Annotated in this window: 20 protein-coding genes and 2 pseudogenes; 6 read left to right on the top strand and 16 right to left on the bottom strand. The window is 58.0% G+C overall.

What is annotated here, in order from left to right; translation table 11 throughout:
* Positions 1–347: 347 nt before the first annotated feature.
* Genes RWO33_RS00995 through RWO33_RS00985 form a run of 3 tightly spaced genes read right to left on the bottom strand, consistent with a single transcriptional unit; the run spans position 348 to position 2,395 of the window.
* Complete coding sequence (locus RWO33_RS00995) at positions 348–1,004, bottom strand: hypothetical protein (protein WP_101099248.1); 657 nt, start codon at positions 1,002–1,004, stop codon at positions 348–350.
* Positions 1,004–2,035, bottom strand: coding sequence for an ImmA/IrrE family metallo-endopeptidase (locus RWO33_RS00990; protein ID WP_101099249.1), 1,032 nt, complete (start codon positions 2,033–2,035; stop codon positions 1,004–1,006). Before RWO33_RS00990 ends, RWO33_RS00995 begins: the two co-directional genes overlap by 1 nt.
* A gap of 30 nt (positions 2,036–2,065) precedes the next feature.
* Positions 2,066–2,395, bottom strand: a complete 330-nt coding sequence (locus RWO33_RS00985) for a hypothetical protein (protein ID WP_102946302.1) — start codon at positions 2,393–2,395, stop codon at positions 2,066–2,068.
* A gap of 76 nt (positions 2,396–2,471) precedes the next feature.
* Here RWO33_RS00985 and RWO33_RS00980 point away from each other — a divergent pair, with 76 nt between their 5' ends.
* Positions 2,472–3,032: a sce7726 family protein gene (locus RWO33_RS00980; RefSeq protein WP_101099251.1), complete on the top strand. Its 561-nt coding sequence runs from the start codon at positions 2,472–2,474 to the stop codon at positions 3,030–3,032.
* Here the strand turns inward: RWO33_RS00980 and RWO33_RS00975 are convergent.
* Positions 3,029–4,048 (bottom strand): hypothetical protein, encoded by a 1,020-nt coding sequence (locus tag RWO33_RS00975; RefSeq protein ID WP_157825119.1) that lies wholly within the window; start codon positions 4,046–4,048, stop codon positions 3,029–3,031. The genes RWO33_RS00980 and RWO33_RS00975 overlap by 4 nt on opposite strands.
* Before the next feature lie 718 nt (positions 4,049–4,766).
* Here RWO33_RS00975 and RWO33_RS00970 point away from each other — a divergent pair.
* The 3 genes from RWO33_RS00970 to RWO33_RS00960 all read left to right on the top strand — a co-directional run bounded on the left by RWO33_RS00970 (position 4,767) and on the right by RWO33_RS00960 (position 7,426).
* Positions 4,767–5,315 (top strand): hypothetical protein, encoded by a 549-nt coding sequence (locus tag RWO33_RS00970; protein ID WP_101116305.1) that lies wholly within the window; start codon positions 4,767–4,769, stop codon positions 5,313–5,315.
* A gap of 570 nt (positions 5,316–5,885) precedes the next feature.
* Positions 5,886–6,299, top strand: coding sequence for a hypothetical protein (locus RWO33_RS00965; RefSeq protein ID WP_101099255.1), 414 nt, complete (start codon positions 5,886–5,888; stop codon positions 6,297–6,299).
* Positions 6,300–7,027: 728 nt separating this feature from the next.
* The gene (locus RWO33_RS00960; RefSeq protein ID WP_101099348.1) at positions 7,028–7,426 is read left to right on the top strand and encodes a hypothetical protein; all 399 of its coding nucleotides are present in this window, start codon (positions 7,028–7,030) and stop codon (positions 7,424–7,426) included.
* 347 nt (positions 7,427–7,773) lie between these two features.
* Here RWO33_RS00960 and RWO33_RS00955 read toward each other — a convergent pair whose 3' ends face one another.
* The 7 genes and pseudogenes from RWO33_RS00955 to RWO33_RS00925 all read right to left on the bottom strand — a co-directional run.
* Positions 7,774–8,253: an NIF family HAD-type phosphatase gene (locus RWO33_RS00955; protein WP_232767659.1), complete on the bottom strand. Its 480-nt coding sequence runs from the start codon at positions 8,251–8,253 to the stop codon at positions 7,774–7,776.
* Between the two features lie 159 nt (positions 8,254–8,412).
* Complete coding sequence (locus tag RWO33_RS00950; protein ID WP_146033470.1) at positions 8,413–8,649, bottom strand: hypothetical protein; 237 nt, start codon at positions 8,647–8,649, stop codon at positions 8,413–8,415.
* The gene (locus RWO33_RS00945; RefSeq protein ID WP_101116217.1) at positions 8,636–9,799 is read right to left on the bottom strand and encodes a tyrosine-type recombinase/integrase; all 1,164 of its coding nucleotides are present in this window, start codon (positions 9,797–9,799) and stop codon (positions 8,636–8,638) included. The genes RWO33_RS00950 and RWO33_RS00945 overlap by 14 nt, the downstream gene beginning before the upstream one ends.
* A 98-nt stretch (positions 9,800–9,897) precedes the next feature.
* Positions 9,898–11,799 carry a helix-hairpin-helix domain-containing protein gene (locus RWO33_RS00940; RefSeq protein WP_172448145.1) on the bottom strand — a complete coding sequence of 634 codons (1,902 nt, stop codon included), beginning with the start codon at positions 11,797–11,799 and terminating at the stop codon, positions 9,898–9,900.
* Positions 11,800–12,102: 303 nt separating this feature from the next.
* Entirely contained in the window at positions 12,103–12,738 is a 636-nt protein-coding gene (locus RWO33_RS00935) for a hypothetical protein (RefSeq protein ID WP_101099260.1), read from the bottom strand.
* On the bottom strand, positions 12,735–15,014 hold the full coding sequence (locus tag RWO33_RS00930; protein WP_146033471.1) for a hypothetical protein: 2,280 nt from the start codon (positions 15,012–15,014) through the stop codon (positions 12,735–12,737). The genes RWO33_RS00935 and RWO33_RS00930 overlap by 4 nt, the downstream gene beginning before the upstream one ends.
* A 1,823-nt stretch (positions 15,015–16,837) precedes the next feature.
* A pseudogene (locus RWO33_RS00925) lies at positions 16,838–17,389 on the bottom strand (ATP-binding protein); the annotation flags it as partial.
* A 19-nt stretch (positions 17,390–17,408) separates the two neighbouring features.
* On the opposite strand from RWO33_RS00925, the gene RWO33_RS00920 reads away from it, so the two are divergent.
* Positions 17,409–19,196: a recombinase family protein gene (locus tag RWO33_RS00920; RefSeq protein WP_314101092.1), complete on the top strand. Its 1,788-nt coding sequence runs from the start codon at positions 17,409–17,411 to the stop codon at positions 19,194–19,196.
* 149 nt (positions 19,197–19,345) lie between these two features.
* On the opposite strand, the gene RWO33_RS00915 is transcribed toward RWO33_RS00920, so the two are convergent.
* The gene (locus tag RWO33_RS00915) at positions 19,346–19,999 is read right to left on the bottom strand and encodes a hypothetical protein (RefSeq protein WP_314101090.1); all 654 of its coding nucleotides are present in this window, start codon (positions 19,997–19,999) and stop codon (positions 19,346–19,348) included.
* Between the two features lie 148 nt (positions 20,000–20,147).
* Positions 20,148–20,354, bottom strand: coding sequence for a helix-turn-helix transcriptional regulator (locus RWO33_RS00910; protein ID WP_314101087.1), 207 nt, complete (start codon positions 20,352–20,354; stop codon positions 20,148–20,150).
* Between the two features lie 99 nt (positions 20,355–20,453).
* Here RWO33_RS00910 and RWO33_RS00905 point away from each other — a divergent pair, with 99 nt between their 5' ends.
* Positions 20,454–21,401, top strand: coding sequence for a hypothetical protein (locus RWO33_RS00905; RefSeq protein ID WP_314101084.1), 948 nt, complete (start codon positions 20,454–20,456; stop codon positions 21,399–21,401).
* A gap of 791 nt (positions 21,402–22,192) precedes the next feature.
* Here RWO33_RS00905 and RWO33_RS00900 read toward each other — a convergent pair.
* The 3 genes and pseudogenes from RWO33_RS00900 to RWO33_RS00890 all read right to left on the bottom strand — a co-directional run.
* Complete coding sequence (locus RWO33_RS00900; protein ID WP_314101082.1) at positions 22,193–24,148, bottom strand: N-6 DNA methylase; 1,956 nt, start codon at positions 24,146–24,148, stop codon at positions 22,193–22,195.
* Positions 24,149–24,212: 64 nt separating this feature from the next.
* A complete protein-coding gene (locus RWO33_RS00895) occupies positions 24,213–25,343 on the bottom strand; it encodes a hypothetical protein (protein ID WP_314101080.1) in 1,131 nt (376 codons plus the stop codon).
* A 127-nt stretch (positions 25,344–25,470) separates the two neighbouring features.
* Positions 25,471–26,109: pseudogene (locus tag RWO33_RS00890) on the bottom strand (magnesium chelatase domain-containing protein); the annotation flags it as partial.
* Between the last annotated feature and the right edge of the window lie 33 nt (positions 26,110–26,142).

The raw sequence follows: 26,142 nt of genomic DNA, 5'->3' as shown, positions 1-26,142 counted from the left end.
CCAGCGGTGGTGGAGTTGGGATGCCAGGAGTCGGGTTGACTCCTGCGGACATCGGGAATCCACAATTCGGACAAGCCGAAGCCTGATCACTGATTTGCTTGCCACATTCGCGGCAGTTCACCAAAGCCATGGCACCCCCTGTGCACACTTTGCCGAAGACAACGCTGTTCCAGGCCGAGGTGTTGCCCTCGGCAGTCCAGCCCTACGCGAATCGTAGCAGCGCATCGGCTGACGCGGCCATAGGACATGACGTACAGAATTTATAAAAAGCGACAATGCACTGCTGCTGCTGTAGGGAAGGTCACTACATCCCTAAGCGCCTTCGCAGAATGCAGGAAGACGGGTTGCTACCGGGAAACCGCGGCCACGTAAGGAGATTGATACTTTCCTGCGGTCCTGTGATGCAGGTCATTTAGGTAGCTTAATAGCCCATCAGAGATGGCTTGTTCGTCAGCCGCCACGGACCTTCCGAAGATGCTGGACAGGGCGCTGTTGACGTCCGGACGGGATCTTACCTTGGCCGATACATAGGCCAACCCGAAGTGGCCGATGATGATTGCGATGGCGTCCTCCAGGCAGAGGATCTGAGCCCAGCTGAAACTTCCTTCCACCGTCCCGCCGACCTTGCACAGCGCAACGAGCGATCGCTTGTCGCCGGTGATCAGGCCGGCGCTACTGTCCTCACAGAGCGCGGCAAACAGGGCCAGCTCTCCGCCATCTATGTCCGGTGTGCCATCCAGCAGGGCGTAGTTCGCCGATTCAACCAGAACCACGACCTCGCTCGCCTGCGCTACGAGTAGGTTGAGCTGCTCAACCGCCAGCGCGCTCCCCAGTTTGGCAAGCGCCTTGGCGGGATTGGCTGCGTGCAGCTGGAACCGCAGCTGGGCCAGGATCGAAAAGTCCCGAAGCTCGACCCGCAGGGCGGTGGCCATGTCCTGAAGGAGGCCGTACTGACAAAGCGCTTTGGCGGCGTCACTGTCCAAGAGGTAGTGCTTGGCGCTCATCAGAATCCTTGCATGCTGAGCAGGTAGGCGCGATTGTCGTCCGTGAGCCTGTCAACATCGCAGTTGGCCAGGAAGCGATCCTTGAGCAGTTCCTTTGCGTTGGCCTGGTCTGGGAAGTAGCCAAGGGCCTGATTAGCCAACAGCCAGTCATCATGATCGCGTGCGTAGCTCAAGATGATGTGTCCTGGGTCGACACTGAGGCTGTCGCCGAGACTCATGGCCATGTTTACCAGCTGGGCAGCCGACATCGTGCCGTGGTTATCGAGGGGAAGGGTAAGTCGCCCGTTGCGTAGCATGGCCAGTGCAAACTGATCGGCCTGGCGCTCCTCTGCGTCGCCATGCTGATCCGCCTCACGCTCGATAGCCTCCGTGATGGCGTCCATTCCCTCATCGATCAGCACGCCGGTACCGGCGACGTGGCCAAGGCAGATATGGGCCAGTTCGTGGGCTAGCACGAACAGCTGCTTTGCATTCTGGCCAGACTGGAAGCCTAGGACGATCACCGGCCTGTCTTCAATCCGCATGGCCATACCGGTAATGCGTTTGCTGCCGCGGGGGAGCTCCTTCAAGAACAGCACGGGGATACCGTGCTGCCAGCAGAAATCCAGCAACGACCCGAATCCTATTGCCGCAGCCCCGGTCGAGGTGCGCACCCTCTTGGACAGCTCCTTGGGGTCTGCCGGGAGCGGGTCGGCGGTGCCATCAGTGCAATACAGCGCAAGCTTGCCCAGGGCCATGCCCAGGCTCGAGCAGACCTGCAGCTCGCTCACCAGCGTGGCAGATCTCTTTTTGTAACGGGCAGGGCGATTTGAGGCGAGCACTTCAAGCTCACCGCTGTCACCAAATCGGACATCCAAGCCAAGCCGTTGCTTGAGTATCGAGGCAAACTCGATAGCCCCGCTGCTTGTCTTGAAAAGTGCGTTGTCCCACCAGTCCGGTAAAAGGCGAGATACAAAACTCTTAGGGTAGCCGGCCGCGCCGAGCGCGTGATATGCGCTCTTGACCGTCACCGTTGGCGTGTTCTTGTTCATCCTTGGCCTCCGTTGGGCCTAGGCCAATTCTTACATGTGGGCCCGCTGGTGGGCAAAAAGAAGCTTCGCCAGGCGATGAGCGTGCCCGTCGGTTCCATCCCATACAGCCGACAGAGCATCCATCAACACCTTGGACTCCCCGGGATCACTGGTGCCCTCGTATGCATCAATGCCTGCATATTTGCATAGATGCTTCAATGTCCGAGTAACGCGCTTGGGCCCACCGAACAAATTCCGGTAGACCTGAGGCTGGCCAATGCTCGCAGCGCGGGCAATCGCAGAACTGGTGGTGAGCCCGTCTGCCTCAAACCTTCCACGCAACTCCAGAGCCAGGCGGTGCGGCTGCTTCAGACGTTTCATGCAAATAGATATTGTGAAGTGCATATAAGCATAACTATGATATCCTCCCGCTGTACACCCCTCCGCCTTGGTTCCCATGAGAGAGCTACAGATCAAACAGGCTTTGGCCGGCCATCTGGCGAGGCAATCTGCTGTCCAAGCGATCTCGCTGCTGGAAGAGCTGCGGCTGCACGGTGGGGAGGTGCGGGCCGATCTGGTGCTGGTTGAGGATATGCATTGCTTTGAGATCAAGAGCGAGGCCGATAGCCTGTCCCGGCTGATCAATCAAGGCTCTCGTTACGGCTGGGTCTTCGATCGGGTCACCTTGGTCATGGCCCCCTGCCACGTGGCCAAGGCTATGGACCTGTTGCCGCCTTGGTGGGGTGCAATGGTGGTCGACGCTGAGACGGGTACCTTCCAGTGCTTGCGCGAGGCGGGCTTGAATGTCCGGCACAAGGCCGCATCCCTCGCTTCCATCCTGAACAAGGAGGAGGCATTGGAGGTACTGCGCTTGGAAGGGCAATTGAGAGGCTGGAAGAGCAAGAGCCTGTACCTGATCCAGCAGCACATCACCGAGACGCTGAGTCTGGAGGAGATCAAGGCACACATTCGCACTGCGCTGCTCGTGCGGGCGAACAGCGCAGTGGCGCTCCACTAATACTGTTTTTTCAGCACATAGCTGATGTGATGTGTCCAGAACTCAGAGATGTGCAGATGGCCGCCGGCTTTGTTCTTCAGCGGAACGGCTGGATCGACCCGATCTGCAATCAGGCGATCGCCGAATGAGAACGGGGCTCCCAAGAATTCGTTGGCATACACCGTGGTCATGACCTTGGAGATGGCGATCGACTCGGCCTTGGTGGCGTTCTGACCGCGTATGATGCGCCACTTGTCATTCAGGGCGTAGCGAATGATGACCCGATTGCCTCGCCGCTTGAGCGTCTCTTCGGACCAGTTGGGGTTGAGCGGTCCATAGTCGGCGAAGCCAATGAGCGTGTCCGGTGCCAACGCATTGATCTGCGTCCATAGCTCCCAGTCCTTGCGCTTTACCTCGCCAGCACCATTGATGTGAGCCAGCGATGCAGGGAAGGAACCCGACGCAAGGTGCACGTGCTTGAAGCCCTGGCCCTTCAGCGCCTGCAGGGAAGCCGCTAGCACCGGTCGGTTTGCAGCAGAGATCGCCGGCGTCTGGCCCAAGTCGACGATGAGTCGCTCCACCCGTTGTCGTAGTCCGGGGACTTCAAGGGCGGCCTTAACAATCAGGATTGCGCCTGGCGCATCGCCTGGCTCAGGGAGGCGCAGACGAAGGGCTATCTTCCTGTTGCCCAGGGATGGCCCAATGGCCGGGAAGTCCTTTGCCGCGGTGGCGGGGTTGAGGACCGGCGTGACCAGCTTGCCTGAGCCGCCTACCACCTTTAAGAACTCGTTGAGTTCCTTGATGCGGCTGGCATTGAGGTCGCCATCCGGATTGGAGTAATCAATCAGCGCTGGCTGCTTCCATACATCAGCATAGGATTCGAGCATGGATGCGTGCTGCCCAGGCAAGCGAACCTCGATGCACGGCAGGGTTCGCCCCACCACTGGAGCAACCAGCTCGGACAATGCGCGCTGCTCGAATTTCTGCCACTTGATGATCGGAACATATTGCGGATGCGTGTCGAATCGAGCCGCCATGGCCCCCTCCTTGGCAGTTAATATGTCCTGGCGAGCCATTGGTGGACATCGCCAGCAATATCACTCCTGAAGGAAACTCCCTCCATGGAGTAGCCCAGATACTCTTAGGGTTTTGAGAAAGAGTCAAATCACCCGACCCAAAGACCGAGCGCCATTTCATTTAGGCAAATGCCGGCTTCTCTCCATGCTCTTCAGCTGGCAAGCCCGTAACCCCGCACCGGTGCCCAATGCAATTGACACGGAGTGTGTGATGTCCGCAGCGGTACGCCACCGCCCAAAAATTTTAGGCTGGAAGCCGTAAGCCGCAGCAGTGGTACGCCGTTGGTTGCTCCGGCGGGGAGGTGACGAACGTCTGCGGGGACGGATCATGCCTGGGAAACGGGAGCCGGCCTCAAATTATCGCGTCAAGTACTGAGGGCGCAGTTCTGTGATAAGTAGCTCCTGATCCCTAAACGTTTTGGGTCAGGACAGGCATCGGCAACCATCCACCGCAAGCAGCGTGCTTGGAGGCCAATCCGTCTTGAGCCAGGTTGTGGTACTCACAGGTCGCCAGGCGCTGGTGTATCCAGCGCCTGAGCGCCAACCATCATTGGCTCTGTGGCGACACCTCCTTCGTCAGGATGGGAGGTCGACGGAACTCGATGCGGATGTCCAGGACCTAATGGCTGATCCGCCTCGCGAGGGGCCTGCGTAACACCGACTGAGAGGGGAGCTGGGCATGATCGTGTACCTGGGATGGGGTTCTCTGGTGTGGCAGCCTCGTGATCTATCGATGGTCGGGGGCTGGCGGGAAGATGGGCCGCCCGTGCAGGTGGAGTACCTGCGGCAGTCAGGCAACGGACGCCTTACCCTGGTTCTAAGCCCGAACACATCTGCGCTCCCATCGTTCTGGACCGTCTACGACGGTGGAGAGGATGTCCTGCAGGCCAAAGACAGCCTGCGTGCTCGTGAGAAAATTCTGCCTCGCAACCTTGATCGCCATGTTGGCGTCTGGCTTTCCGGATCAGCCGATCCGGCCGGCATCCCTGGGTTGCAGCAATGGGCTGCGGCCCGTGAGATCGACGTAGTTCTATGGACGGCCTTGCCGCCCAAGTTCAATGGCGAAGATAACCTGATTGCCAGTGCGGACGAGGTGCTGACCTACCTCAGTGATCTCAACGGTGAGGTGCGGGAGCGGGCAGAGGAGTACATCCGCCGCACGCCTTTGCAGATCGCGACACCCTACAGGCGGGACATCGAGCAACAGCTCGGGTGGACCCCGCTCTAGACGCGAGCGGCCGAAGGGGCATCTTGCCGACGATTGGAGAGCAGCAGTTACGCGGTCAGGATGAACCGTACGACATTGGCCAGCATCGCGCGGTCAATCTCGCCGGCGACACCGGGGTGCCGAATCGACCTCACCGACAGCCCATGCTCATGGTGCTGAAAGAAGTAGGCATCAAGAGAACCGAGGAACAGCTGCGAAGCGCCTACTCTTCGAGTAGGTGGACTATGAAGACCTGAGAAGCGAGCGAGGATGGCGCTGAGGTGCTTCGACGCCGCCGTCGACCTGGCCAGGTGACGAGCCGGCTAGGTCGTCGTGATGGGAGGGGCGACTGACGGTTCTATGGGGGGGGGCCAGAACGGGGTCGGAAGTATGAACGAATGTGCGACTTCCGACCCACCATTTAAGCTGTTTCAGTCGCAGCAAATCTAAGTTCTTGATTCTCGCCGGTAAAAAATTAGCTCGTAGCTTGCAGTGACAGGTGATCGTGCTAAAACTGAGTTGCCGGCACTGCCAGCCTCGACCTGCCGTCCAAGGGGACTGTCGCGAGTACTTTCACCAGTGATTAGAGAAATGGAAAGGAATGAAGCAAATACCGACACGCCCAGCACGTTAGATCTCATCACCAATTTTGGTGTGACGACCTTCAGTGCAGCATCCGGGCTCAGCGTTGATCGTAAGCACGCGTTCATGAGCTGGGCACAGTGCTCTGACATCCCGGACCAACTGGAAGTCACAAAGAGCCACGCGTGGACGAACCTGAAGGCTCTGCAGGGTGCGATGAACGATGCTCATCCCTTGCGCGGTCCAATTGACAGCGAGATCGATGATCTTCAGTCTGGCATGCAGGGCTTGGAGGAACGGATCTTGTCCGCCCAATCTCCTGACGAACTGGCGCAGGCTGTTCTGGAATACCAGGAACCGGTAAATGCCGCCGCCAGCATGTGGTCCGCGCGCACGCCGGGCACCAACTCCGGTGAGTCCTAAGGACGCACCGCCCGAGTCCCTAATAACTCGACAGATGTAACGGAAGGGCGTGCCGTACCCGGCACGCCTTCTTCTTTTGGGTGGAGTCCTGCGCCTCTGCTTTGGGATGCCATCGTGACCAAATGGCCTGTCATGGCCTGGCCGGGACCTGTGCCGGATAAGGTCGGATTTTGAGAGTATTCTCGGACCAGACCACAAGGAGGTTTTTGGACCATGCCTCAACCATCGGTTGGCCAAATCGAAGACGTGAAAGGTGCCGCGGTTCGGACTTTCATACGGATCTCGCAGGCGTGGCGGCTGTCTGACAATGAGCAACGCCAGATCCTTGGGGTGCCCGACCTGCCTCGGTTAGATGAGTCCGTGGAAGGAATGGTTGATGATTCGGTCCTTTTGCGGATCGGGTACATCCTTTCGATCTACAGGGCCTTGCACACCCTGTTCCCTGATGCGGCTCAAGCCGATACCTGGATCCATCGCGCCAACTCTGCGCCATTGTTCGGTGGTGACCCGGCCGTCAGGCCATTGTGCAGCGGGGCTGCTGGTAGCTTGCAGGCGGTCCGGGACTATCTTGAACTTCAATTGGGGTAATTCAGGTGCTGTCCCTACCAGGTCCGAGCCAGCGTACGACACCGAAGCACGGCGGGCTGATCCTTGTCAGAAGGCTTAAGTGATCGACAAGCCCTTGGGGAGGGGCAATGTAAGTGGACGCGACCTTTGAGGGGCCAGACATGAAGCCCTCTATCCTGGCATTGGACCTGGAAGGAACACTCATCTTTAACGCCATCAGCCAGATCCCACGGGCTGGCCTCTATGGATTTCTTGAGGATGCGCGATCGCGATTTGGGGAGCTGGTGATGTTTACCACCGTTCCTGAGGACCGGATGCGCAGCATCGCCGCCCTGCTGGTCAGCGAGGGCAGTGCTCCGGCCTGGTTCGCGCAGCTTCGATATGTGAAATGGTCCGGCAAGACCAAGGATCTTAGCTTTGTGTCTGCTCGCCTTGGCGAGGCGCTATTACTGGATGACCATGGCCCCTACGTCCACCCCGGGCAGGAGAAGTTCTGGGTGGAGATACCGCTGTTCGGATCTCCTTATCCGCTGGAGGACGAAGGCATGAAGGTCGCGTAACAGCAGCTGTTTAAACGAATCGAGACACTGCAAGCTGCCAAAGATCGCTGATCTGAGCCTGCCTAGGTTGGCCTATTCACTTCCGAAAAGTGTGGCTGGTCCCGACGCCACTGTGCAGTTCGGCCGCGCATGGAAGATGGTGCGCGGCACTGTGGCCAGTCGACTGGATCAGAGCTATGTGTCGCCGGAAAGTACCCCAAGGGTTGCTGTAACGGCATGAGCTAGTCGCGTTGATCGTGACTCGTGACACTCTTAGATATCGGCTTAATGCGATTGCTTTAGCGGCATGGATCAGGCTCAGGGTTCATAAAAAACTCGCAGCTAGTTGGCTCCTTACTCGCCAGCTACTAGGTGATAGAGAGTTCGTCGCCATCATTGAGGCATCCAAGCAGGCGTTCCATTGCGAGGCTGAGGCCGTCGTCTTCTGCTGGATAGGGAGATCCAAACAAAGGAATTTTCACCCATAGATGCTCTTGGCCAGGATGCACATAGGGGCCGTAATCATCGAGTAACAGCGCTTGACCTAGATGTGGCGAAATGAGTCGTAGGTCCTTTGTCTTCCCCGACCAGTTGATGTACTGGAGTGATGCAAACCAGTCAGGGGCACTGCCATCTCGAGCCAGAAGTGTGGCGATGGTCCGAAATCGCTCTTCGGGAACAGTGGTGAAGATCATCAATCGATCAAATCGCGTTCGGACGTCCTCCAGGAACCGGCAGAGTCCGGGCCTGGGAATCTGACTGATTGCATTGGAGATGAGCGTTCCTTCAAGGTCCAGCGCCAAGATTGTCGGCTTCATCCCCTGTCTCTGCGAAAGATGCTTGCGCACACATTGCTCCTTTGGCGTGTCTCTGTCTATCTCGCGCGCCTACTGGTTAGGCGAATGCTTGAGCCCGTAGTTCGCAGTGGGGCCGGTTGGACTGGGTTACCTGTTCCAGTAGCTTGCAAGTGACACCGAGGCGGCAGAAGGTTCGTTAGGCGTGAACGATCACTCTGACTCAACTGCAGCGACTCCCAGACGAATCAATAAGTTGTGATTGGGGTCTTGGCGTCCGCCTGCATTCATTCTCAACAATGAACGTCCGACCTCGGCAATCAATGGAAATGACAACTGAACGTAGACCCCCCATGCTTCGATGCTCTTCCGGCGGACAGCCACGTCGCGGTGCACAAGCAAGGATCGGCTTGCGAAAAAGAAATCCGCAAACATCTCATGCACGGTCATTGCCAACACCTCGCTTCGCTAGGGCCTCACGTAGAGAAGCGATCTGGCCGCGGAGGTGAGCATTCTCATCGGATAGGCGGACGTGTTCCTCCTTGTCCCTAAAGGTCGCAGTTCCGCGTATACGTCGCTGTACATCTCGTACGTAAGCAGCTTGGCTGCCAAGGCTTTCTTGGCCAAGTGCACTTGCGATTGACATCGCGATTGCATCGCCTCCTGTGTCTAAGCCCAGTTCAATGCGGGCGTCCAACTCGCGCTCCAGATAGGCGTTGGTGAATCCGCGTCGCCAAGCGTGAAGCCCAGCTCCCCTGGGCCAAGCAAGCGCAATGCGGGCCTTGCTAAACATCGTGGATACAGCGCCAGCGGTGAGTGGATTCCCGGTCCTCTCGTTGAGAAATACAGCGCGACTCACACTATCCGTACGTTGGATGATCGCGCGTCTTTCGTTGTCGATGTAATCAAGCACCTGCAATGCAGCGCCAGCGGGCACACTGAAACTATTGCTGTAGCCAAATTTCTGTGCCGATGGTGCTATCTGTAGGTCCGTGTCAGGCCGATTGCGTGCGGGATCGAAGTCACCTGTGGTCAGGCTGAGGATCGATCCCCGTCGCCATCCGACGGCCCACGCCAGCCCAAAAAGAAGGCAGTTCCGACGCGCCTGATCTGGCGGGCAGGTATCGTAGAAGTACTCGGTGAGCGCGGCGCGATCGGCTTCACCTGGTACAAAGCCCATCCTGTGCTTGCTACGTTCTCCGGCATTGCGGAAGGTCAACGGATAGCGCTTACGTGGTGAAGCTATCTTTTCGGATCTTTCATCCACCAACGTGCTTGTAATCTGGCAAGCTGTGCGACCGAGTAGACGACGGCCGTTGCCATACACGTAATCCCGCTGTAACCAAGCGTAGAACAAGTAAACGTTGCGCAAGTCAAGGTTGACTGTGCGCCGCCGGGCCTGCTGGTCGCCACTGCTATTGATCGCATCACGTGCCATCAGCCCATCGCGGAACTGTTTGATCAAGTTATCCGAGGCTTGCCACAGTTCAAGTCTCCGTTCGGCTAAGTATCGATACCACTTCACCAGTGTGTAGGCGCGGTTTTCAACCGTCTTGTTAGCCAACTGCTGCGTATCAATGCAGTCAATGATGTAATCCAAGAATGGCCAGTCAGTATGGCCATCAGATCCCGTTAGATGCCAGAATATCCGTCCGTCATGGGCGCGGTCCTTACGTAGGACGACTCTGTCGACGCAAATCAAATTACCACCTCCACTCGGTCGTTGAGTGATACGGGGTCGGTGATCTTGGGCACGGCTAAAGATATCAACTGGTCAGAGCTGGAATCGATCTTCAGCATCTGGGTGGCAACCACGACCGTGCGCTGGTTGGCAAGGCAGTGAACTTCCTCCCACCAGCCGATAGTTGGCGACTGTGCCGTCGGCCAGACGATGATCAAGGTTTCGAATTCACTCCCCTCGAACCAGCTATGGGGAGCCGTTCCAGTGTGCATCTCGACGATGTTGGTGCATCGCATGTGTTTGTGATGCCATTGCCGCAGAAGGGCATCGCGCTGGGAATCGCTCAGCCCCACCACACACACCGAACCCTCTAAAGCAGCTTGATAGCATACCCCCAGTAGTGCAGCCTCGAGCTGCTGTTGCGCTATCTGAAGCACCAAATCACCTTTGCGGTCAGCCCGTCGAGAGTCGTACGAAGGCAGCTGTAAGACACCATCTGAGTCAATCGCGGGGATACGTCCATCATCGGTGACTAATTGCGCTAGCCGCGTCTCCTCCGATTCGCAGCGCTTCAACATCGTCGCCACGACATCGTCCCCAGATCGTGCTGATCCATCATCGACGACGGTCAGGCAGCATACGTGCCGCACGTTGGCCAGAATGCGGGCTAAGACACGAACCCTGGCTCTGGCGGTGACCCATATCACCCGGGTCGCGCTTTCCAGCAAGGCGCAGGGCATGCCGATTTTCTGCTGTTCCACGATAGTGGCGCCAGGCAATCGAGTCCGTAGACAGTTGGTGACGACCGCGCTATCAGTCACGACAACTGTGATGCCACCCTGTGGCGCGGTTTCAAGGCGGCTATGTAGCTGTGCGATTTGGTTGGTATCCGTCCACCCTCGCACCCAGTGAATTCTTCTCGGCTCCGAGGGTTGCGCGTCTACTTCTGGACGATCCGCAGGTTCCCAAGCGCCGCCTGCATCGCCGCTACACATCATATGGAGCCGCGTTGCAACGAATGTGATCACATGGCTTGTTGCATCACTGATCCACGCATCCCGTGGGGCGTTGACAATGCGGCCAGATTGACACGAAGCAGAGATAGCTAGCGTTGCACCTACGCGATCACCTAAGACGCTCACCAGCGCCTCTCGCAAGTCGGAATCCGGCAATGCATCCCGTCCAACATCGAGCGCCTGATGCATCAGGTCATCCACGGCGCCACGCAGCCGACGAAGGTCGTGAGATTGAACGCCGAGATTGCCCGCAATGGCGTCCACCGTAGCAAAGGACGCAAAGGCGAGCATTCTATAAGGGTCATCGTTTAGCATCGCAGCGGCAGCTTCGCCATAATGGTCCAGCATATGTGCGGCCAACTCGTCGCTTGCTTCGTGCTCGTTCATCTCTCGCACCAATGCCAAATGGTGGGTCTGGCGCTGCCAGTACTCCACAGCTTGCGTGGCCCAGCAGTCCGCTAACGGGTGGGGGGCGAGCACTTCCGCGAGTTCTGTGTATCGGGCTCTAGTAAGAGCATCACCAAGTGATCCGGGCCAACGCTTCTGCCAGCGCGCCGCCCGGTATTCCACCAAGCCTGGAATGTGGTAGCTCAGAAAGCGTGAAATCAGAGCACCTGGGGGCAGGGCGCGCTCTCCGCGCTGAACTTGCCATAGCTCTCCACCCATAGGGTGATGCATCGCCCTCCCCAAGAATCTCCATACCTGCCCTGTCTTGGGTCCAGCGGGCAGTACGCCAGTGGGAACATGGATGCGCCAAGCTCCATTCTCGGTTTGCCAGCGTACAAACAGGCCAGCTTCATCAATCTCCAGTACGCTTTCAATCATGCCGATGTGCCACACCGGATCCTCGTTCGCTAATGTGCCCTTCATGATCGAATGATCCGACCGGATGACAGTAGCCATGAGACGGACTTCAGTTGACGCTTGAGTTGCGCGTTCTCTTCGCGCAGTCTGGCGAGTTCGTGCTCGATTACCGCCTGAGTGGGGCATCTGGTGTTTGAAGGATAAGACAGGGAGTCGTCGCCACCATCCAGTGAATCTATCAGTGCGCGCAGGTCGACGTTACTGTTGGCCGAAGACCGGCTAAGGCCAACCAAGCGACACAGAGCAGCACGGTTTACCCGACCACGAATTCGCGGAACCCTATGGCCCTCGGTGAGCCAGCCCTCCAGTCGTTCCACCAAAGAGATGCCTGGATCATTTGCCTTAGGTGCCATGGCCGCTCTTCCTCAGCGGAGTAATTTTTGCCATCAGAGCGGCTAACTCTGCGTTGCGCCCGCGCTCCTCGTTCAGAGCACTGCTCAAGCGGTCGAACACGCGTTTGAACTCTTCAGTTTCGCCTTGATGCTTGGCCTGCAGGTTTGAGTAATCACGACGCAAGTCCCGAATTTGACGCTGTTGCTCTCGGATTTCCCCAATACGCAGGTCTACGGCCTGGCGCGTCAATCGTAGCTCCACCTCAAGGCGGCGCAGGGTCGACGCTCGCCCTTCTTCCATTTGGCTCCTTGCGCGATCTCGCAAGGTGGCGATCAGTCTTACCGCCTGCTCTGTACTGGTTGGTCGTTTCGCAAGTGTATCGTTGCCTGTAACACTCAGCCTGGGCAAGGCGGTCCTCAGTTCAGGTGAGTTCTGCGAACCATCCCATTGCTTGAATTGACGCAAGCTCGACGGAAAATATTCCAGTAGCTTTCTGTCATGCGTATCCAGCAAGGTGTGTCCACTCGCGTCGTGCCGATAGGGGATGCCGTTGCTTGCCCAGTCGCGCAGCACAGCCAATTTTCGGTCGATTGCCGCCTGCGCGGCCTGCTTGGCAACTTGCGACTGGTGAGCTGAGGTCTTCATGACTTGGCCCGCTGAGCCCGCAAGGCGCGCATGTGCTCGGCATTGGAGTCCATGTTCTCCCGTGTGAGACTGATCAAGCGGTCAAGATTGGAGTGATCAAAGCGAGCGCGTGCCTGCTGCATCGGGGGTAGCAGAATGTCGTGCGCTTCCTGCTCCAGTTGCCGCAAGTCCTCTTGCAGGTTCTCCAAGTAAGCCTCATTGTTGAAATGATAGGGGCAGGCGTGACATTGGCGCGCACCAGCATGCTCGCGTGCAAGCTCGCCTGCGCGCTCACATCGCGCCTTCAGGTGACGATTGCTGTCTGGCGCGTGGCATTGGCCATGGCTCATTGGCCGCACTCGGTAGCCGCGCCCGGCGAGCTTATCGGCAATCTCGGGTATCTGATCAGCGCCTATCGTGATCTGCGAAGACATCTGTCGATACAGCTTCCGCACAACACGACTAAAGCCTCCTGCGGTGGGTCTACCTTCCAGAACCTGTTCGATCGCCTGCTCCAATTTCTCTCGCTCAACCTCAGCCAATGCAGCGTCCAGGTCACCTTGCTGTTCATCGAGTGCAGTGCGCACCTTCTCATTAGCGACCATGAACCGGTCGCGTCCCAGGGTAGCGCGGATCTGCTCAGCTAATGGGCGTGATGCGGGATCGGTGACGTATACTCGCGTCATCGCTACGTCAAGATGTCGCAAATGTTGCTTGAGCGCGCGCAACTCGGCGTGGTCGTACTGATGGTAGTAAAGAATTGCATAGAAGCGTCGGAACATATGAGTGGAGAAGGGAGAACGTTCCGCGTCGCCAAACGCTACCTGCAAGAAGCTCGATAAAGATCGCGTGCGCCCCTTATCGAAGGTGAATGCATAGTGGGCTTCTGGCTTCACTCCAACTTGGGTGCGTCGCCCGCAAGCGAATAAGCTATCACCAGCAGTGATCGCGGTATCGAACGGAGCGCAGGCAATTTTAAGCATCTCTAGGCAGCGCAGGGAATCGGCAGAGGTGCGATTGATGTAGAAGGTATGGCGATCGAAGTACGTCTTCTGGATGTAGAAGCTTGTCTGATAGATCCCAAGATCGTCATCGAGAACTTCTAGGTCGCCCACGCGCACGCCAATATGAGGATCGCAGATCTCTCGCTGTCGGCGGGCGTTCATCGCGGCCAATAGCACGCCGCACGCTCCCTGGACTGCACCAATCAACTGTTCCACCGTATACACATCATCCTGCTTGCCGTAATGGCCGCTATTAACCCAGCGGGCCACGGGCTTTCCTGTCAGCGTGCCAAGTTCTTTGGTAATAGGCTGTGACTGCAGCCATTCGGCCGATAGGATTGGGGCGGGTGTAACGGCGCACTGGACAGCCTTTGCGTACTGGCAGAGTTCAACAACGCGTGGCGCGACGTCATACAGAAGGCGCAAGGAAGCCTTCAGAAGATCAATCGCCGTTGGCAGGCTGAGGTTGTCGGTGCGCCCTGCTGCCTTAAGTGACATACGCGCTGCGACATGCGAGGGTCGGTTAGCAACGCGGTGCCGAAGGCGATCAACAGTAGCGGGTAGATTGCACCAGTCGTTAAGCCAGCCCAGTGTGTTATGAACTACTCCTTCTCCTGGAGCACCGTCTGAGATGACGGACCGGTCTGTCCATCCCTGCGAGAGTGGTGCATCCACCATGCTCTCGATGCGCGCCTTGATGATCTCTGGAAGTCCCAGAATCCCGCCCCAGCCTAGTCGTGCTCGCCAGAAAGGCTGCAGAAGCGTTTCGATGTGCGCGATAGAGCCACCTTGAATGCGGTAGTGGAAACCGCGGGCGAGCTCGTCAGGTGTGATCACATCAAGAGCGCGGTGCCATCGGGCGGTCAGGTCCAATGCTCCGGGCCAGCCACGGGTAACAAACTCTTTGATCAAGGTGCTGGTGTGTTCTGAAGTAGCGTCAGATAGGCGATACACACCGTGTGCACGTAGCCAGTCGAGAGTATGGCGGAACAGGTAGAGCTGGCGACTAAGCATGCGCGGCGCAGGCATGCCCGTTTTTGCGCTAAGCAGTCGGCGATCGGCGATGGCCAGTGCGGTGGCCAAGTACGCCGGCTCGTCGGGCAGCCGTGATACGGCTTGGTGCGAGCTGGTCGGAGGGAGAAATAGTTCGGACAGATCAAATTGGTGAGTGCTGTCGTCTGCTCGATAGCTCAGGTAAGTCCCTTCCAGAGTCAAGCGGTTGGACTGAACCAGATAGGGATCGGATGCAGTGGAAGCGGATTCGGAACCAAGTCGTGCTTTAGGCAGCATCATGTCAGTGCCCTTTGCGCGTTTCGGAGAAGGTCTGGGCGACGGTCCTGCACGATCTTCAATAGCACGTGCATATACAGCAGGCGAGGAAGGTGAATGCGGGAGAATGCCTCAGGATTGGAGCGTGAGAGCTCGAACCAACGTGCGCGATAGTAACTCTGGGTTCGTAGTGCCATCTCTAGCGTGTGCTCGTCGGCGTGAAGCCGATAGTGAGGACAGCCCACCCCTGTCTGGCAATGCAAGCCCGCACATGGTTCGTCGGTTTCCATTGAGTGGCCTGGTGGTCCGGAGAAAGGGTTCGTGCACAAGCCCCCGTCACCGGTGGGTAGCATGAGCGCGGCATCGACATCGAGCAATCGTAGTTGGCGCTTATCTACGAGGGTCTCGCCGCCTTGAGCGAAAGTAATCGTGGTCTCGATGCGGCGCTGAAACTGAAGCATGTTTGCTTCGTTCATGCGGAAGAAGAGCGTGTCACGGAGGTACGAATCAGTGACGGTCAAGTCGTTATGTCCAAGTAGGACGCGTACCGCCTCGAGATCACGCTGCGGGAGGTAAGTGAGCCCAGCCTTCAGCGTTCGTATCTCCGAAGGTCTGAAGCGTTCTAGGCCATTTCTCTCGCAGAAGGCGTGGATTCGCTTGTCCGAGGTGAAGGCTGTGATGTTGGAGAAGTTGTCGCGTTGCCAGCCAAACCAGACACGACGTTCGGAAGCGTCTATCAGTCCGGCCTTCTCCAGTTGGCTACGGTTCCATAGAAGTAAGGAAACCGCCTTGCACACCATTCTCGCGGAAGGTGGGATGTCTACGACTGGAGTGTCGTCGTCGGTTTTGCCTTTGTATCCTTGAAGTCGATACCCTCCTTGGACAAGTGGCTGAATGCCATTAAGGGTGAGCGAGCCCACCGAGCCGGTGTTCCAGCCCGTGTGTAGCATTAGGGCAAGAAAGATGGCGGTCAACACCGCGTTGGGCAGTCGATCGCGTGCGTGGAACCATGGTGAAGATACCGCGCGAAATAGGTATGCGCCGAAACCTTCAAGCGCTGCGAACTCCTCTTGCACGGGATAACGTCCGATGGGCCAACCGTTCGCTGCGTATGCCGTGCGCGGGCCGGTTTGCTCCTGCAGAAGCACTGCGACGATGTCGCTGATCGGAGCATCTTGTAATCTGACACGCCCCCCGACAGGGTTCGATGCGTTCATCCAGCGAAGGACCAGGTCGCGCGTGCCTTCTGGAACTTGGACGATTAGCAGTTCCTCCTGCCACGTGCAGAGACGCTCGTACGCCGCAAACTCATTGGCGATCGCGGATTCAATCGCATTATTGCGACTCTGCAGGAGCGCGTGAGTCTTCTGGCGTAGATCGTCCCAGTCTTCGTGAGATTGGACGGCAATACTTGCCGGAAGATCATTTCGGCGGAGCTTCGGCGGGCGACGTAGTCGGGGAAAGTGTTCTTGGATCGTGTGCTGCAAACTATTTCCGTCCTTGAGAACGTCAGGCCCGGATGTGATGACCTGACGAAGCGCCGCTGAGTACTTGGTCCTAGTATTAATGGAGAGGCCCTGCGTGCTCTGAAGGTCGCCCTCGATAGCATGCAGTAACGCAACTACCTCTCCTGCGGTGATTTGGTCTACACGCTTTCGCAACAAAGCGATGGAACCGATCTGTAGGCACTTGAGTGCCCGTCTGAAGGAGGACACCGGGCCGCAAGGCATAGGTGTCAAGAGGGCTTTTTGCTGGAAGGCGACTACCGCTTGGTAAAGCGCTGAATCCGCTGGCCAATCTGACAGATCCAGCAAGCTGGTGCCGATGCTGCGCCTGCCTCCGCGTTGACGCTCCACTGAAATGGCAAGATCTCGCTTCTCGCTCCCTGCTATACGCGATCCTAGTGATCCCTCAGCAGTGGATAAAAAAAAAGTGTTCGGTTCCAATAGCTTAAGCCGCGTGGTCGGTAGGTACACATTTCCTAGAATACACTCGATGACCGCCACCAGCTGGAAGCGCGAGGGGAAGGCGTCCGTGCGCGCGGCGCGTGCCACCATCACCGTGCCGGATTCCAGGGGTTCCCGCAGCACTTCCAGAGTGTGGCGGCTCCACTCGGGAAGCTCGTCAAGGAACAGCACGCCGTTGTGCGCCAGCGAGATTTCACCCGGGCGCGGGTGCGCGCCGCCGCCGACCAGCGATACCGCGCTGGCCGTGTGGTGCGGGGCGCGATAGGGGCGATGCCGCCAACGGGCGGCGTCGATGCCGGTACCGGTGCACGAGGCAATGGTCGCCGTCTCCAGCGCCTCGGCCTCCGTGGCGTCGGGCAGGATGCCGGGCAGGCGCGAGGCCAGCAGGGTCTTGCCGCAGCCGGGGGTGCCGAGCAGCAACCTGTTGTAGCCAATTAATGGACGATGCATCATGCAGCCCATGACTAAAGCCTTTTCCTACACCCGGATGTCCACCCCTGAGCAGCAGAAGGGTGACTCTAAGCGTCGTCAGGTCGAGATGGCGCGCGCATACGCTCATAGGCACGACCTAGAGATCGTGGAGCGATACGACGATCTGGGGGTGTCTGCTTACCGTGGGGCGAACGCAGAACTTGGAGCACTCAGCAGGTTCATTGGGGCTGTCGACAACGGCACGGTGGAGCGAGGTAGCGTTCTGATCGTAGAGTCAATTGACCGACTCAGCCGTCAAGCCGTGGCGCAAGCGCTTAACCTCCTCATGGAGCTGATCAGAAAAGGCATCACAGTTGTCACGCTCTCGCCAGAAGAAGTGTATTCAGACGAGACGATAGGCGACGGACTCCTTCTGTTCGGCGCGCTATTCGTTATGGCTCGCGCGCATGAAGAGTCAAAAATTAAGGCGATGCGCGGGCGAGAGGCATGGAAGGCTAAGCGAGATAGAGCGCGCGCTTCAGGTCAGGTGGCAACCCGCAGGGTACCCGCATGGCTCTACTTGGAGCACGGAGTACTAAGGGTTCACGAAGATCGAGCCAAGACCGTTGAAGAGATTTTTCGGCTAGCTCGAGACGGTTGGGGCGCATTTTCAATTGCCAAGGCTCTGAACCAACGTCGGGAAAAGCCTTGGGGAACACGACCAAATGCCGTGTGGCGTGATTCATACATTAAGAAGATCCTTCACAGCCGGACTGTCCTAGGCGAGTACCAGCCGCATCTTGTCGAGACTGTGAGGGGGAAGCAGGAAAGAATCGCGGACGGAGACCCCATAGAGGGGTACTACCCTGCCATCATTGACATTGAGCTGTTTCACGATGTGGGAAGGGCACTTACGATCCGACGTTCTGTCGGGGCAGGGCGTAAGGGCGCAAAGTATGCCAACCTCTTCACGGGTCTTCTGCGTTGCTGGTGCGGTGCAGGGTATCGGTACGTGTACAAGGGGGCGCCGCCGAAGGGTGGAGAGTACCTGCAATGCTCCGTCTCTGCCTCGAAGGGAAGCTGCTCAATGCCCGCAATCCGATATAAGGTCATGGAGGCGCTGCTCTTGGATGTGGTTGACAGCCTTGACGCACGAAAGATCTTAGACCCATCGACCATGAACAGGCGCTCGGTGGAAGCCAGGTCAAAGCGCGCGCAGCTAAGTGATGCGAGGAACAAGGCGGCGCAGAAGGTCGCGAACTACGCCGACGCGATAGGTGACGAAGGAAGTAGCCGCGAGCTGATAGCTCGTTTGTCGGAGCAGGAAGCACAGGTCCGGAAAATTGATACTGAGCTCGCCAGCGTTGAGCGGGAACTCGAGGACCTGAACGTCGGTGACATCAAGCAGCGGAGAGCAGCGCTATCCAAGTTGCTGGTTGAGATCAAAGAGGAAGGGGACTCCGCCGTAGGGAAGCGGAGGGCGCTCGCCGGGGAACTTAGTTCGCTAATTGAGAAGGTGGTTGTTCACCCCTCGATGCACGTGGCTGAAGAGATTGCCAGCGGCGGGGCACTTCCCCCACTAGGCGAAGACGCCATTGAGCCGAGCGAGATGGACTGGAAGAGCAGGTACGGGGTCAAGTCCATAGCGGGGCTCCGCAGGCTACTTCGTGAACGCTGCTTTGAGGTCCACATCATCTACAGATCAGGCGCCTCCGAGAGGGTCGATGCGTTGACCGGACCGACGTACAAGGTCCAGGCTAGCCTGCCCATGAAGGAAATGCGCTTGGTCGTCGAAGACGCCTCAACGAGAGGACGGGTCAGCCGTTAGTAGGTTTCTTGGAAGAGCGGCGAGAGGGCGTGTTCATGCTCGGCGATAGGCAGTCCAAATTTCTTTTCAAGTTCCTGCAGCCCGGTTCGTCCTATCGCCCACGGCGGAGCTATCAAGGCAGCATGGCTACCCTGATAGCTTCACCGACGTCATCCTCCGACCGTGCGCTCGGCAACCGGGCGGGGCGGGACCTGCGTGTTCAGCCAATCGATGGCGTCCGCATAGTCCGGCTTGCTGTTCGTCTTCAGTATGTAGCTGAGCCAGCCGTGATCGCATTTGGGCACAACCTTCATCTCGCGACCTGCCCATCTCAACTGACTCCAATAATGCTCCACTTTTTGGGCAAAGTTTTCGTTGCTGACACCAGCTGGAACCTCGATCTTGAGGTGGTAGTGCAGGCGTACAGCTGCCTTGGGTCCGGCGCTGCCTTCCCGGACGGCGATCACCTGAAGTGCGGGGCGCTTCTTCCCATTGCAGAACTTATTGAGCCTCTTGATCAGTTCCCGGACGGCAGCTTCAGCTACGCCTTCACTCAGGTACTCGGGAAAGCGGCTGGACTTGAAGGTGAGCGTGACGGCGACTCCTTCGAAGTCTCGTTCCTTAAAATACTTAAGAACGCCAGCCTGCTGCCTGGCGCTTGCGCTGAACTTGGACGATTTCGGTTGGCGAGCGGACGCGTGCGCCCCGGTTAAAGGCAACCCGCTGCCCTGCGGAGCCGGTGCCACGGCGAGCACCAGCGACCTAAGGCGCTCTCGCTGCCCGGCACTGAGGTTTGAATACGAGTACTTGGTGTCGAAGAACATGGCGTTCGCTCATCTGGAGGAGTATCCAGATTTACGAATTTTCGACCCAATGTTTCGGGCGCGCCTTCTAGCTTCCGCCGATGCTGACACCGTAAGACAGACTTCGCCTCAATGTCCACGCTCGCCTACCGTCAGCTTCAAACAAGGGCTACGCGTCAGCCTCTCTTAGTACTTCCCATGGCTTGCACTTCAACCCAAGGCAGACCTTCTGGAGGGTATCGAGTTGCAGGTTCTTCTCGCCCCGCTCTATAGCGCTGTAGTAGGTCCGGTGCATCCCAATAAGGTCTGCGAATCCTTCTTGGCTGTAGCCAGCCGCCACGCGGCGCTCGCGCAATGCCTTACCAAGCTGCTGCATTAGGGGGGAAGTCATAGCCCAAACCCTAAGAGACCGCTCCTTTTAGCTCTACAGACTTACAGGTAGACTACCTATAGGTATCATAAGGAGCGTGGGTCTATGCGTTGTACGAGCGTCTTTCTGGCAGCGTCGATTGGACTGGCGATGAGCGCCTGTCATCAGGGGTCTGGCGAGCTACCCTATCCGCAATCGCAGCGGCAGTTCGTTGATCTGAACCGAGAATGCGCGACCGCTTATCGTGCAGGCACAAACGAGATCCAGCGCTCTTTGGCGTTCAACTCTTGCAATGAGAGTCGGACCCACCATGCGGCGAAAGGTCCGATTCGAGGCTGGCTCGGTACGGTCGAACGTATCAGCACGGATCAAGGGGCGGACGTCGTTTCCTTCCGGATCACAACCTCCATTGACGGCTTTGACATCACCTACGGAACTGTGAGCAACCGTCTGTCAGACGCTCGTTACGGGTCACTCATCACGCAGAGCAGTCCGCTATTCGGTGTACTTGCCGACCTTCATGAGGGCGACAAAGTCACATTCGATGGAGAGTTCTTGGGCGACCCTGCTGGTAAAACGGGGACGTGGGAAGCGAGCATGACGGAACGCGGGTCCATGGAAGAGCCGGAGTTCAACATCCGCTTCACGAAGGTCGAGCCCCTTGGCGATGCTACAGGTGAGCGCGCGAGCGGAGCCAGTCAGCCGGCGGGTAAGGCGACATCGCCTGGACCCGACCGAACTCCTACCGGCAAGAAGGGAGCGTCCGCTGCGAAGCCTAATCCTGAGGCTTCCCCCTCCGCACCGCCCGAAAGCGAGATGCCTTACGGCAAGAGAAGGGCGGCTCTCCTGAAAGCGGGATACGAGCCTTCAACGGCTCCAAGCGGGGAACTGCGGCACACGGTCGACGGCGATCCAGCCGCCTGTGGCAACGCGGGGTGCCAAGTCCCTTGGTCTAAGGGCGAGCTCTCAGTCTGCGTTGCCGTCCAAGTCAATGACGACCTGGACGAGGCGAGCTGGTTGTCGCAACAGCTTACCGGCGCTTGCTCGGACTGATACCAGACCCGAACTGCACCCATAAGCGCCCTAGCGCCCTAGCGCCCTAGCGCCCTAGCGCCCTAGCGCCCGCATCGTGAATGTTATATAATAACAATACGGGCGTTTGGAAAACATACGTATGGCAAATTTCATCGGGTACTACAGAGTATCGACTCAAGTGCAGCGACGTAGTGGGCTTGGATTGGCAGCCCAGTCAACATCTGTCACGGACTATGTGCGCGCTGTATCCGGTGATCTAGTCGGGGAGTATGAAGATGTTGAATCAGGCGAGCGATCGGACAGGACGGGGCTGGCCAGGGCACTGCAAGCGTGCAGGCAACAACGAGCGACGCTTGTCATCGCAAAACTGGACCGACTATCTCGCAATCTAAGCTTTATCGCGCAGCTGATGGAGTCCGGCGTGGAGTTCGTGGCGGCGGACATGCCTTCCGCCAACAAATTCACGATACATGTGATTGCTGCCATGGCGGAGTACGAGCGTGACCTGATATCTCACCGGACAAAGGTTGCGCTGCAGGCAGCCAAAGCACGTGGAACGAAGTTGGGAAATCCACGCATCAGGTCTGCCGGCGTTCTAGGAACGGCTATGAGGATCAAACAGGCAGACGAGTTCGCTGTTCGAATGGCACCTGCAGTTGCCGCCCTCAGAGCGAGTGGGATGTCCTCTTTTCGACGCATAGCCGCCGCACTGAACCAGTCAGGTAGCCGGACAGCTAGAAGGAAGGAGTGGACCGCAGCTGCGGTCCGCTCCGTTGAGCAACGTTTGGGCGCTCGGCGATGCGAAAAACCTAGCTAGAGCAGATCTCTTCTCTAGCAGACCTTGCAAGCTCTCGAGCTTCCACGCGATCGAAGATACATTTCTTCACCATCTTCTCAACACTCCTCCTTTTAGCCGCGTCCTTCGGGATGGGCAGAACGAGTTCGTAGACTCGGTTACCGAGGGTGTCGATGATGTCTTGAGTGAAGCGCTTGGCTTGGATCTGCTTGATTACTGGCTTACAACTGAGCGCTGCAAGGAGCAGATATGGCGAAATAACGTCGGGCTTCTTCACTCGTATCTTGTAGATATGGCTCTGATAGACGATCCGCTCATCGTACTTGGAAATGAAGCCACAAGTCCCGATCAAGTAGGTTCCATCCCGCACCATGAGGATGTCGCCCTCTCTGACATCCAACTTGGCTCGAGAAGCCTCGTAGATTTCCTCGGAAACGCCCTGCTTTGCATCAAGCTTGATTTCCCAGTTGGAGATGTCCGACGTGCGAACAAAGGGGATGTCGCCGGTGCCATAGGCGAGCTTTCCTACTTCAATGCCCGTGTCAAATTCCAGCACACCATCTCTGACCAAATCTGAGATCAGGACAAGATCGTGCGTAGCTTTGAGCTCAGAAAGACCCTTCGCAGAGCTCGGCTCGTAGTAGCGAGGGGAAATAATGTTCGAGACGATGTCTGACTCTTTGAGTCGGTAACCGAGTGGTGAGCTCTTAAGTGACTTCTCGCTCTTCCTAAAATTCTTCAAGATCTCAGGAATGTCGTTATTGGGAATGCGGGAGCCTCGGCTGTCATGACCACACCATTTCGCTTCAGCCATGAACACGGACGTGCTCTTGCTGCTGCGCGCCTTCTTTCGGGCAATGACGAGACATGTCTTGGTGTGGGTGCCACCACTGCCGGACGTCTTGAACAGGTTCTCTGGCATGCCGACGACCGCCTCAAGGTGCGCCTTCTCTAGGAGGTACTGACTGATGTAGCCCGACGAAGTGTTGGAAAGCATGCTTTCCGGCAGGACAAGACCCATCCTCCCGCCTGGCTTCAGCAACCTCAGACATAGCTCCAGAAACAGGATCTGGGGCATAGGACTGGTGGCCATCTTGTCCGTACGAGTAAAGATCGTGCTGTCTCGCTTACGCGACCACTTGTGAGCGAGGTCAAATCCACGCAGAGTTGCTTCTGTGCCGACCTTGATTTTAGAGCCGAACGGAGGGTTGGTGACGACCACGTCGAACGTCCCATCCAGCTCAAACGGGATTGCCGCGCCTGATTCCATGCGCCGCTCAATGGAGTCTGCGCACACCACATTGCCTGGCACTAGTGACGTGAGAGCGATGTGGGTGGAGGCTAGATCTGCAAGGTAGCGATCCTTCTCAATGCCATGCAGCGACTTCACGATCTTCTCTCGCGGGGCGCCATTAGCTCGCATATGACGAGCTGCATAACTCAAGAAGCTTCCCGCGCCGCAGGCGGGATCGATGATTCGTTCGCCCAGTTGGGGATCAAGCGCTTCGACGATCCATTGCACGGCTACGGTCGGCGTGAAGAACTGTCCTTCTCTTCCTCGAACTTCGTTCGACACGAAGACCTGGTAGAGTTCACTGAGCGGATCTTGCTGCTCGCTCTCAAAGTCGAAGCGCGAAAGTACCTTGTCCACCTGATGGATGGAGCCGGGGTCAAGCAGCAACTCTTCATCGCGCTTAAAGACGGTCTGTCGCATGGCAGCTACCTTGCGGAAGGCTTCCCGGTAAGCCGTAGCGCATTCCTCTGGAGAAGACTTCCCAGCAAGGTCCGGGAATACGGAGACACAGAACATGCACTTCACGATTTCGTGCATGAGCGATGAGTCGCGACTGATGCCTAGAGCTCGCCCAGCCAGGTAGTTTCGTAGCTCCGCGAAAGCCTGGCTAGGCTGATAGGACGGGTCGGGCGTGGATTTCATGAACTGGCTGGCTCGAACGAAAAAACAGATCATGGAATCATACCGTTGCCCGTCCTCGCCGACTACCCCTCACCTCCAGGGCGCGGGTCTCTGGCGCCTAGCTGGGGGTATCAAGCCGCTGAGCGATGGTGCGGATAAGCAAGTGCGTATCTTCAAGGGACAGATCGCCCTGAATTCGATTGCCGTCCCGCGATAGCCACGCTACGTTGGACCCTACATGCCTACCGCCAGCCTTCAGCGGATGAAGGTGTCCAACGTGGAAGTCCGATCTACCTATGGACATCTGTGCAGTGAAGTCAGCGAAGCCATGCACCTGCAGAGTGACTGGGCATCGCTGCATGTCCCATGTAGCATCCGCGAGACCATGCGCGACTAGTAGCGCACGAGCTTGCGAGGGGAATCCAGAGAAATCCGCGAGCGACTGGAGCAGGGCTCTCTCTACCGACCAGCATGACTCGACATTTGCATACTGGTAGTCGCGATAAGACGCTTCCCACCTTTTTGCGCGGTTTGTCTGCGTGGTGCCAGTCTGCGCCCTGTCTGTACGGTACGCCTTAGTCCGGATCTTCTTGACGGTATCCATGTCAAGAACGGGAGCGACGCCGAAGCTTGGCGGTTGCATCAGGATGCCTTCCACCTTCAGTAGCCAGTTCAGGTCAGTGAGATCCGCCTTACGGATGTTAGAACCAGTGTGGATGTGTGAGGCGTCTTCAACCTGGTACGTCAGAGGGTAGGTCCACTCTCCATTGCGTCCGGCAAGAGTGAGGGCAGTGGATCGGAACTCCAGATCGTTAAGCAAGAGTTCGAGCACGCTCCCGAATATCTCGTAGCACTCCGCGTAGCTGGAAGCGCGTGGATCGTGAGCCTGGTCGAACGGCGGGGTCGACCCAAAGCTTGTAGAGGTGTTTGAGCTCGTGGGGACCGCCATCCAGCGAGTCTTCTTCTTTGTCGAAGACACTCGGATATTGGTCAGCTCAATAAGGAATGCGAACCGCATGGCATCACCGATCATCCAGCGGAACAGGCGAGCATCGTGCACCCGACGTGCCAGGTCCACAATAAGCACGCCAAGAGGGTCTGAGGGGTAATCAGTGACACCCATCATTAAGGACTGATACGCCGGGTCAAGGCTAAACACCGATCGGGCGCCTTCCCCTCCAAAGCTGTCGCCCACCGATCGCCGTTCTTCCCCTTCAAGAGCATCCTTCAGCTCGTCGTATATGCCCATCTCACCCTCCTTAGCCGTTGTGGCTTAGGAGGCTTGCAGCTATCGCAAGTTGTTGCAACCTCTTGGCTAGGGCGCAGGCACCCGTGGGGCAGGTCACCCGCTCTTTTCACCAGTTAATCGGCTATCATATGAACAGGTGGTGTCCGCCGGCGGCGGCCACTTCCAGCGCACGCCGCGCCTGCTGCTGGCCGCGCACGTCGCGCAGGTCCGCAACCGCAAGCGGCGTTACCGGCGCGGGCACCGCATGCGGCAGGGACCGGCTGGCCAGCGATGCGCACACTTCGAGCAGGGTGCGGGCCACGCGTACGTCGGCGTGTTGGGCCAGCGCTGCTTCTTCGCCATTGCCTGCGGCCAGCACCAGGGTGCGACCCTGCTGCGCAGCAGCGATCGCGGCTGGCAGCGCGCCGTCCACGCCGCGCAGTTCACCGGTCAGCGCCAGCTCGCCCAGGAATTCGTAGTTGCCCAGCAGCTGCCGGTCGATCTGGTCGCTGGCGGCAAGGATGCCCAGCGCGATGGCCAGGTCGAAGCGCCCGCCCTCCTTGGGAAGGTCGGCCGGGGCCAGGTTGATCAGGATGCGCTGCTGCGGGTACTCGAAACGTGCGCACAGCAGCGCGGCACGCACCCGGTCGCGCGATTCGCGCACGGCCGCTTCGGGCAGGCCGACCATGGTGGTATGCGGCAGGCCGCCGCTCAACATCACTTCGATGCGCACAGCGGGGGCGGCAATGCCTACGCGCGCGCGGCTGTGCACCAGCGCAAGGCTCATGCAGGTTTCCGGGTTGGCTCAACGATCTGCGAG

Source organism: uncultured Stenotrophomonas sp. (genome assembly GCF_963519925.1).
Classification (GTDB): Bacteria; Pseudomonadota; Gammaproteobacteria; order Xanthomonadales; family Xanthomonadaceae; genus Stenotrophomonas; species Stenotrophomonas maltophilia_AE.
The sequence above is the reverse complement of the archived record's forward strand: the minus strand, read 5'-3'. Positions and strand labels throughout refer to the sequence as shown.

Excerpts from the sequence above, each read along its gene's own strand:
- RWO33_RS00965 (WP_101099255.1), top strand. The coding sequence starts at position 5,886 with ATGGAAAGGAATGAAGCAAATACCGACACGCCCAGCACGTTAGATCTC.
- RWO33_RS00895 (WP_314101080.1), bottom strand. The coding sequence starts at position 25,343 with ATGGGCATATACGACGAGCTGAAGGATGCTCTTGAAGGGGAAGAACGG.
- RWO33_RS00900 (WP_314101082.1), bottom strand. The coding sequence starts at position 24,148 with ATGATCTGTTTTTTCGTTCGAGCCAGCCAGTTCATGAAATCCACGCCC.
- RWO33_RS00935 (WP_101099260.1), bottom strand. The coding sequence starts at position 12,738 with ATGAAGACCTCAGCTCACCAGTCGCAAGTTGCCAAGCAGGCCGCGCAG.
- RWO33_RS00960 (WP_101099348.1), top strand. The coding sequence starts at position 7,028 with ATGAAGCCCTCTATCCTGGCATTGGACCTGGAAGGAACACTCATCTTT.
- RWO33_RS00950 (WP_146033470.1), bottom strand. The coding sequence starts at position 8,649 with ATGACCGTGCATGAGATGTTTGCGGATTTCTTTTTCGCAAGCCGATCC.
- RWO33_RS00985 (WP_102946302.1), bottom strand. The coding sequence starts at position 2,395 with ATGAAACGTCTGAAGCAGCCGCACCGCCTGGCTCTGGAGTTGCGTGGA.
- RWO33_RS00990 (WP_101099249.1), bottom strand. The coding sequence starts at position 2,035 with ATGAACAAGAACACGCCAACGGTGACGGTCAAGAGCGCATATCACGCG.
- RWO33_RS00975 (WP_157825119.1), bottom strand. The coding sequence starts at position 4,048 with ATGGCGGCTCGATTCGACACGCATCCGCAATATGTTCCGATCATCAAG.
- RWO33_RS00905 (WP_314101084.1), top strand. The coding sequence starts at position 20,454 with ATGCGTTGTACGAGCGTCTTTCTGGCAGCGTCGATTGGACTGGCGATG.
- RWO33_RS00910 (WP_314101087.1), bottom strand. The coding sequence starts at position 20,354 with ATGCAGCAGCTTGGTAAGGCATTGCGCGAGCGCCGCGTGGCGGCTGGC.
- RWO33_RS00930 (WP_146033471.1), bottom strand. The coding sequence starts at position 15,014 with ATGATGCTGCCTAAAGCACGACTTGGTTCCGAATCCGCTTCCACTGCA.
- RWO33_RS00980 (WP_101099251.1), top strand. The coding sequence starts at position 2,472 with ATGAGAGAGCTACAGATCAAACAGGCTTTGGCCGGCCATCTGGCGAGG.
- RWO33_RS00970 (WP_101116305.1), top strand. The coding sequence starts at position 4,767 with ATGATCGTGTACCTGGGATGGGGTTCTCTGGTGTGGCAGCCTCGTGAT.
- RWO33_RS00940 (WP_172448145.1), bottom strand. The coding sequence starts at position 11,799 with ATGGCTACTGTCATCCGGTCGGATCATTCGATCATGAAGGGCACATTA.
- RWO33_RS00995 (WP_101099248.1), bottom strand. The coding sequence starts at position 1,004 with ATGAGCGCCAAGCACTACCTCTTGGACAGTGACGCCGCCAAAGCGCTT.
- RWO33_RS00920 (WP_314101092.1), top strand. The coding sequence starts at position 17,409 with ATGCAGCCCATGACTAAAGCCTTTTCCTACACCCGGATGTCCACCCCT.
- RWO33_RS00915 (WP_314101090.1), bottom strand. The coding sequence starts at position 19,999 with ATGTTCTTCGACACCAAGTACTCGTATTCAAACCTCAGTGCCGGGCAG.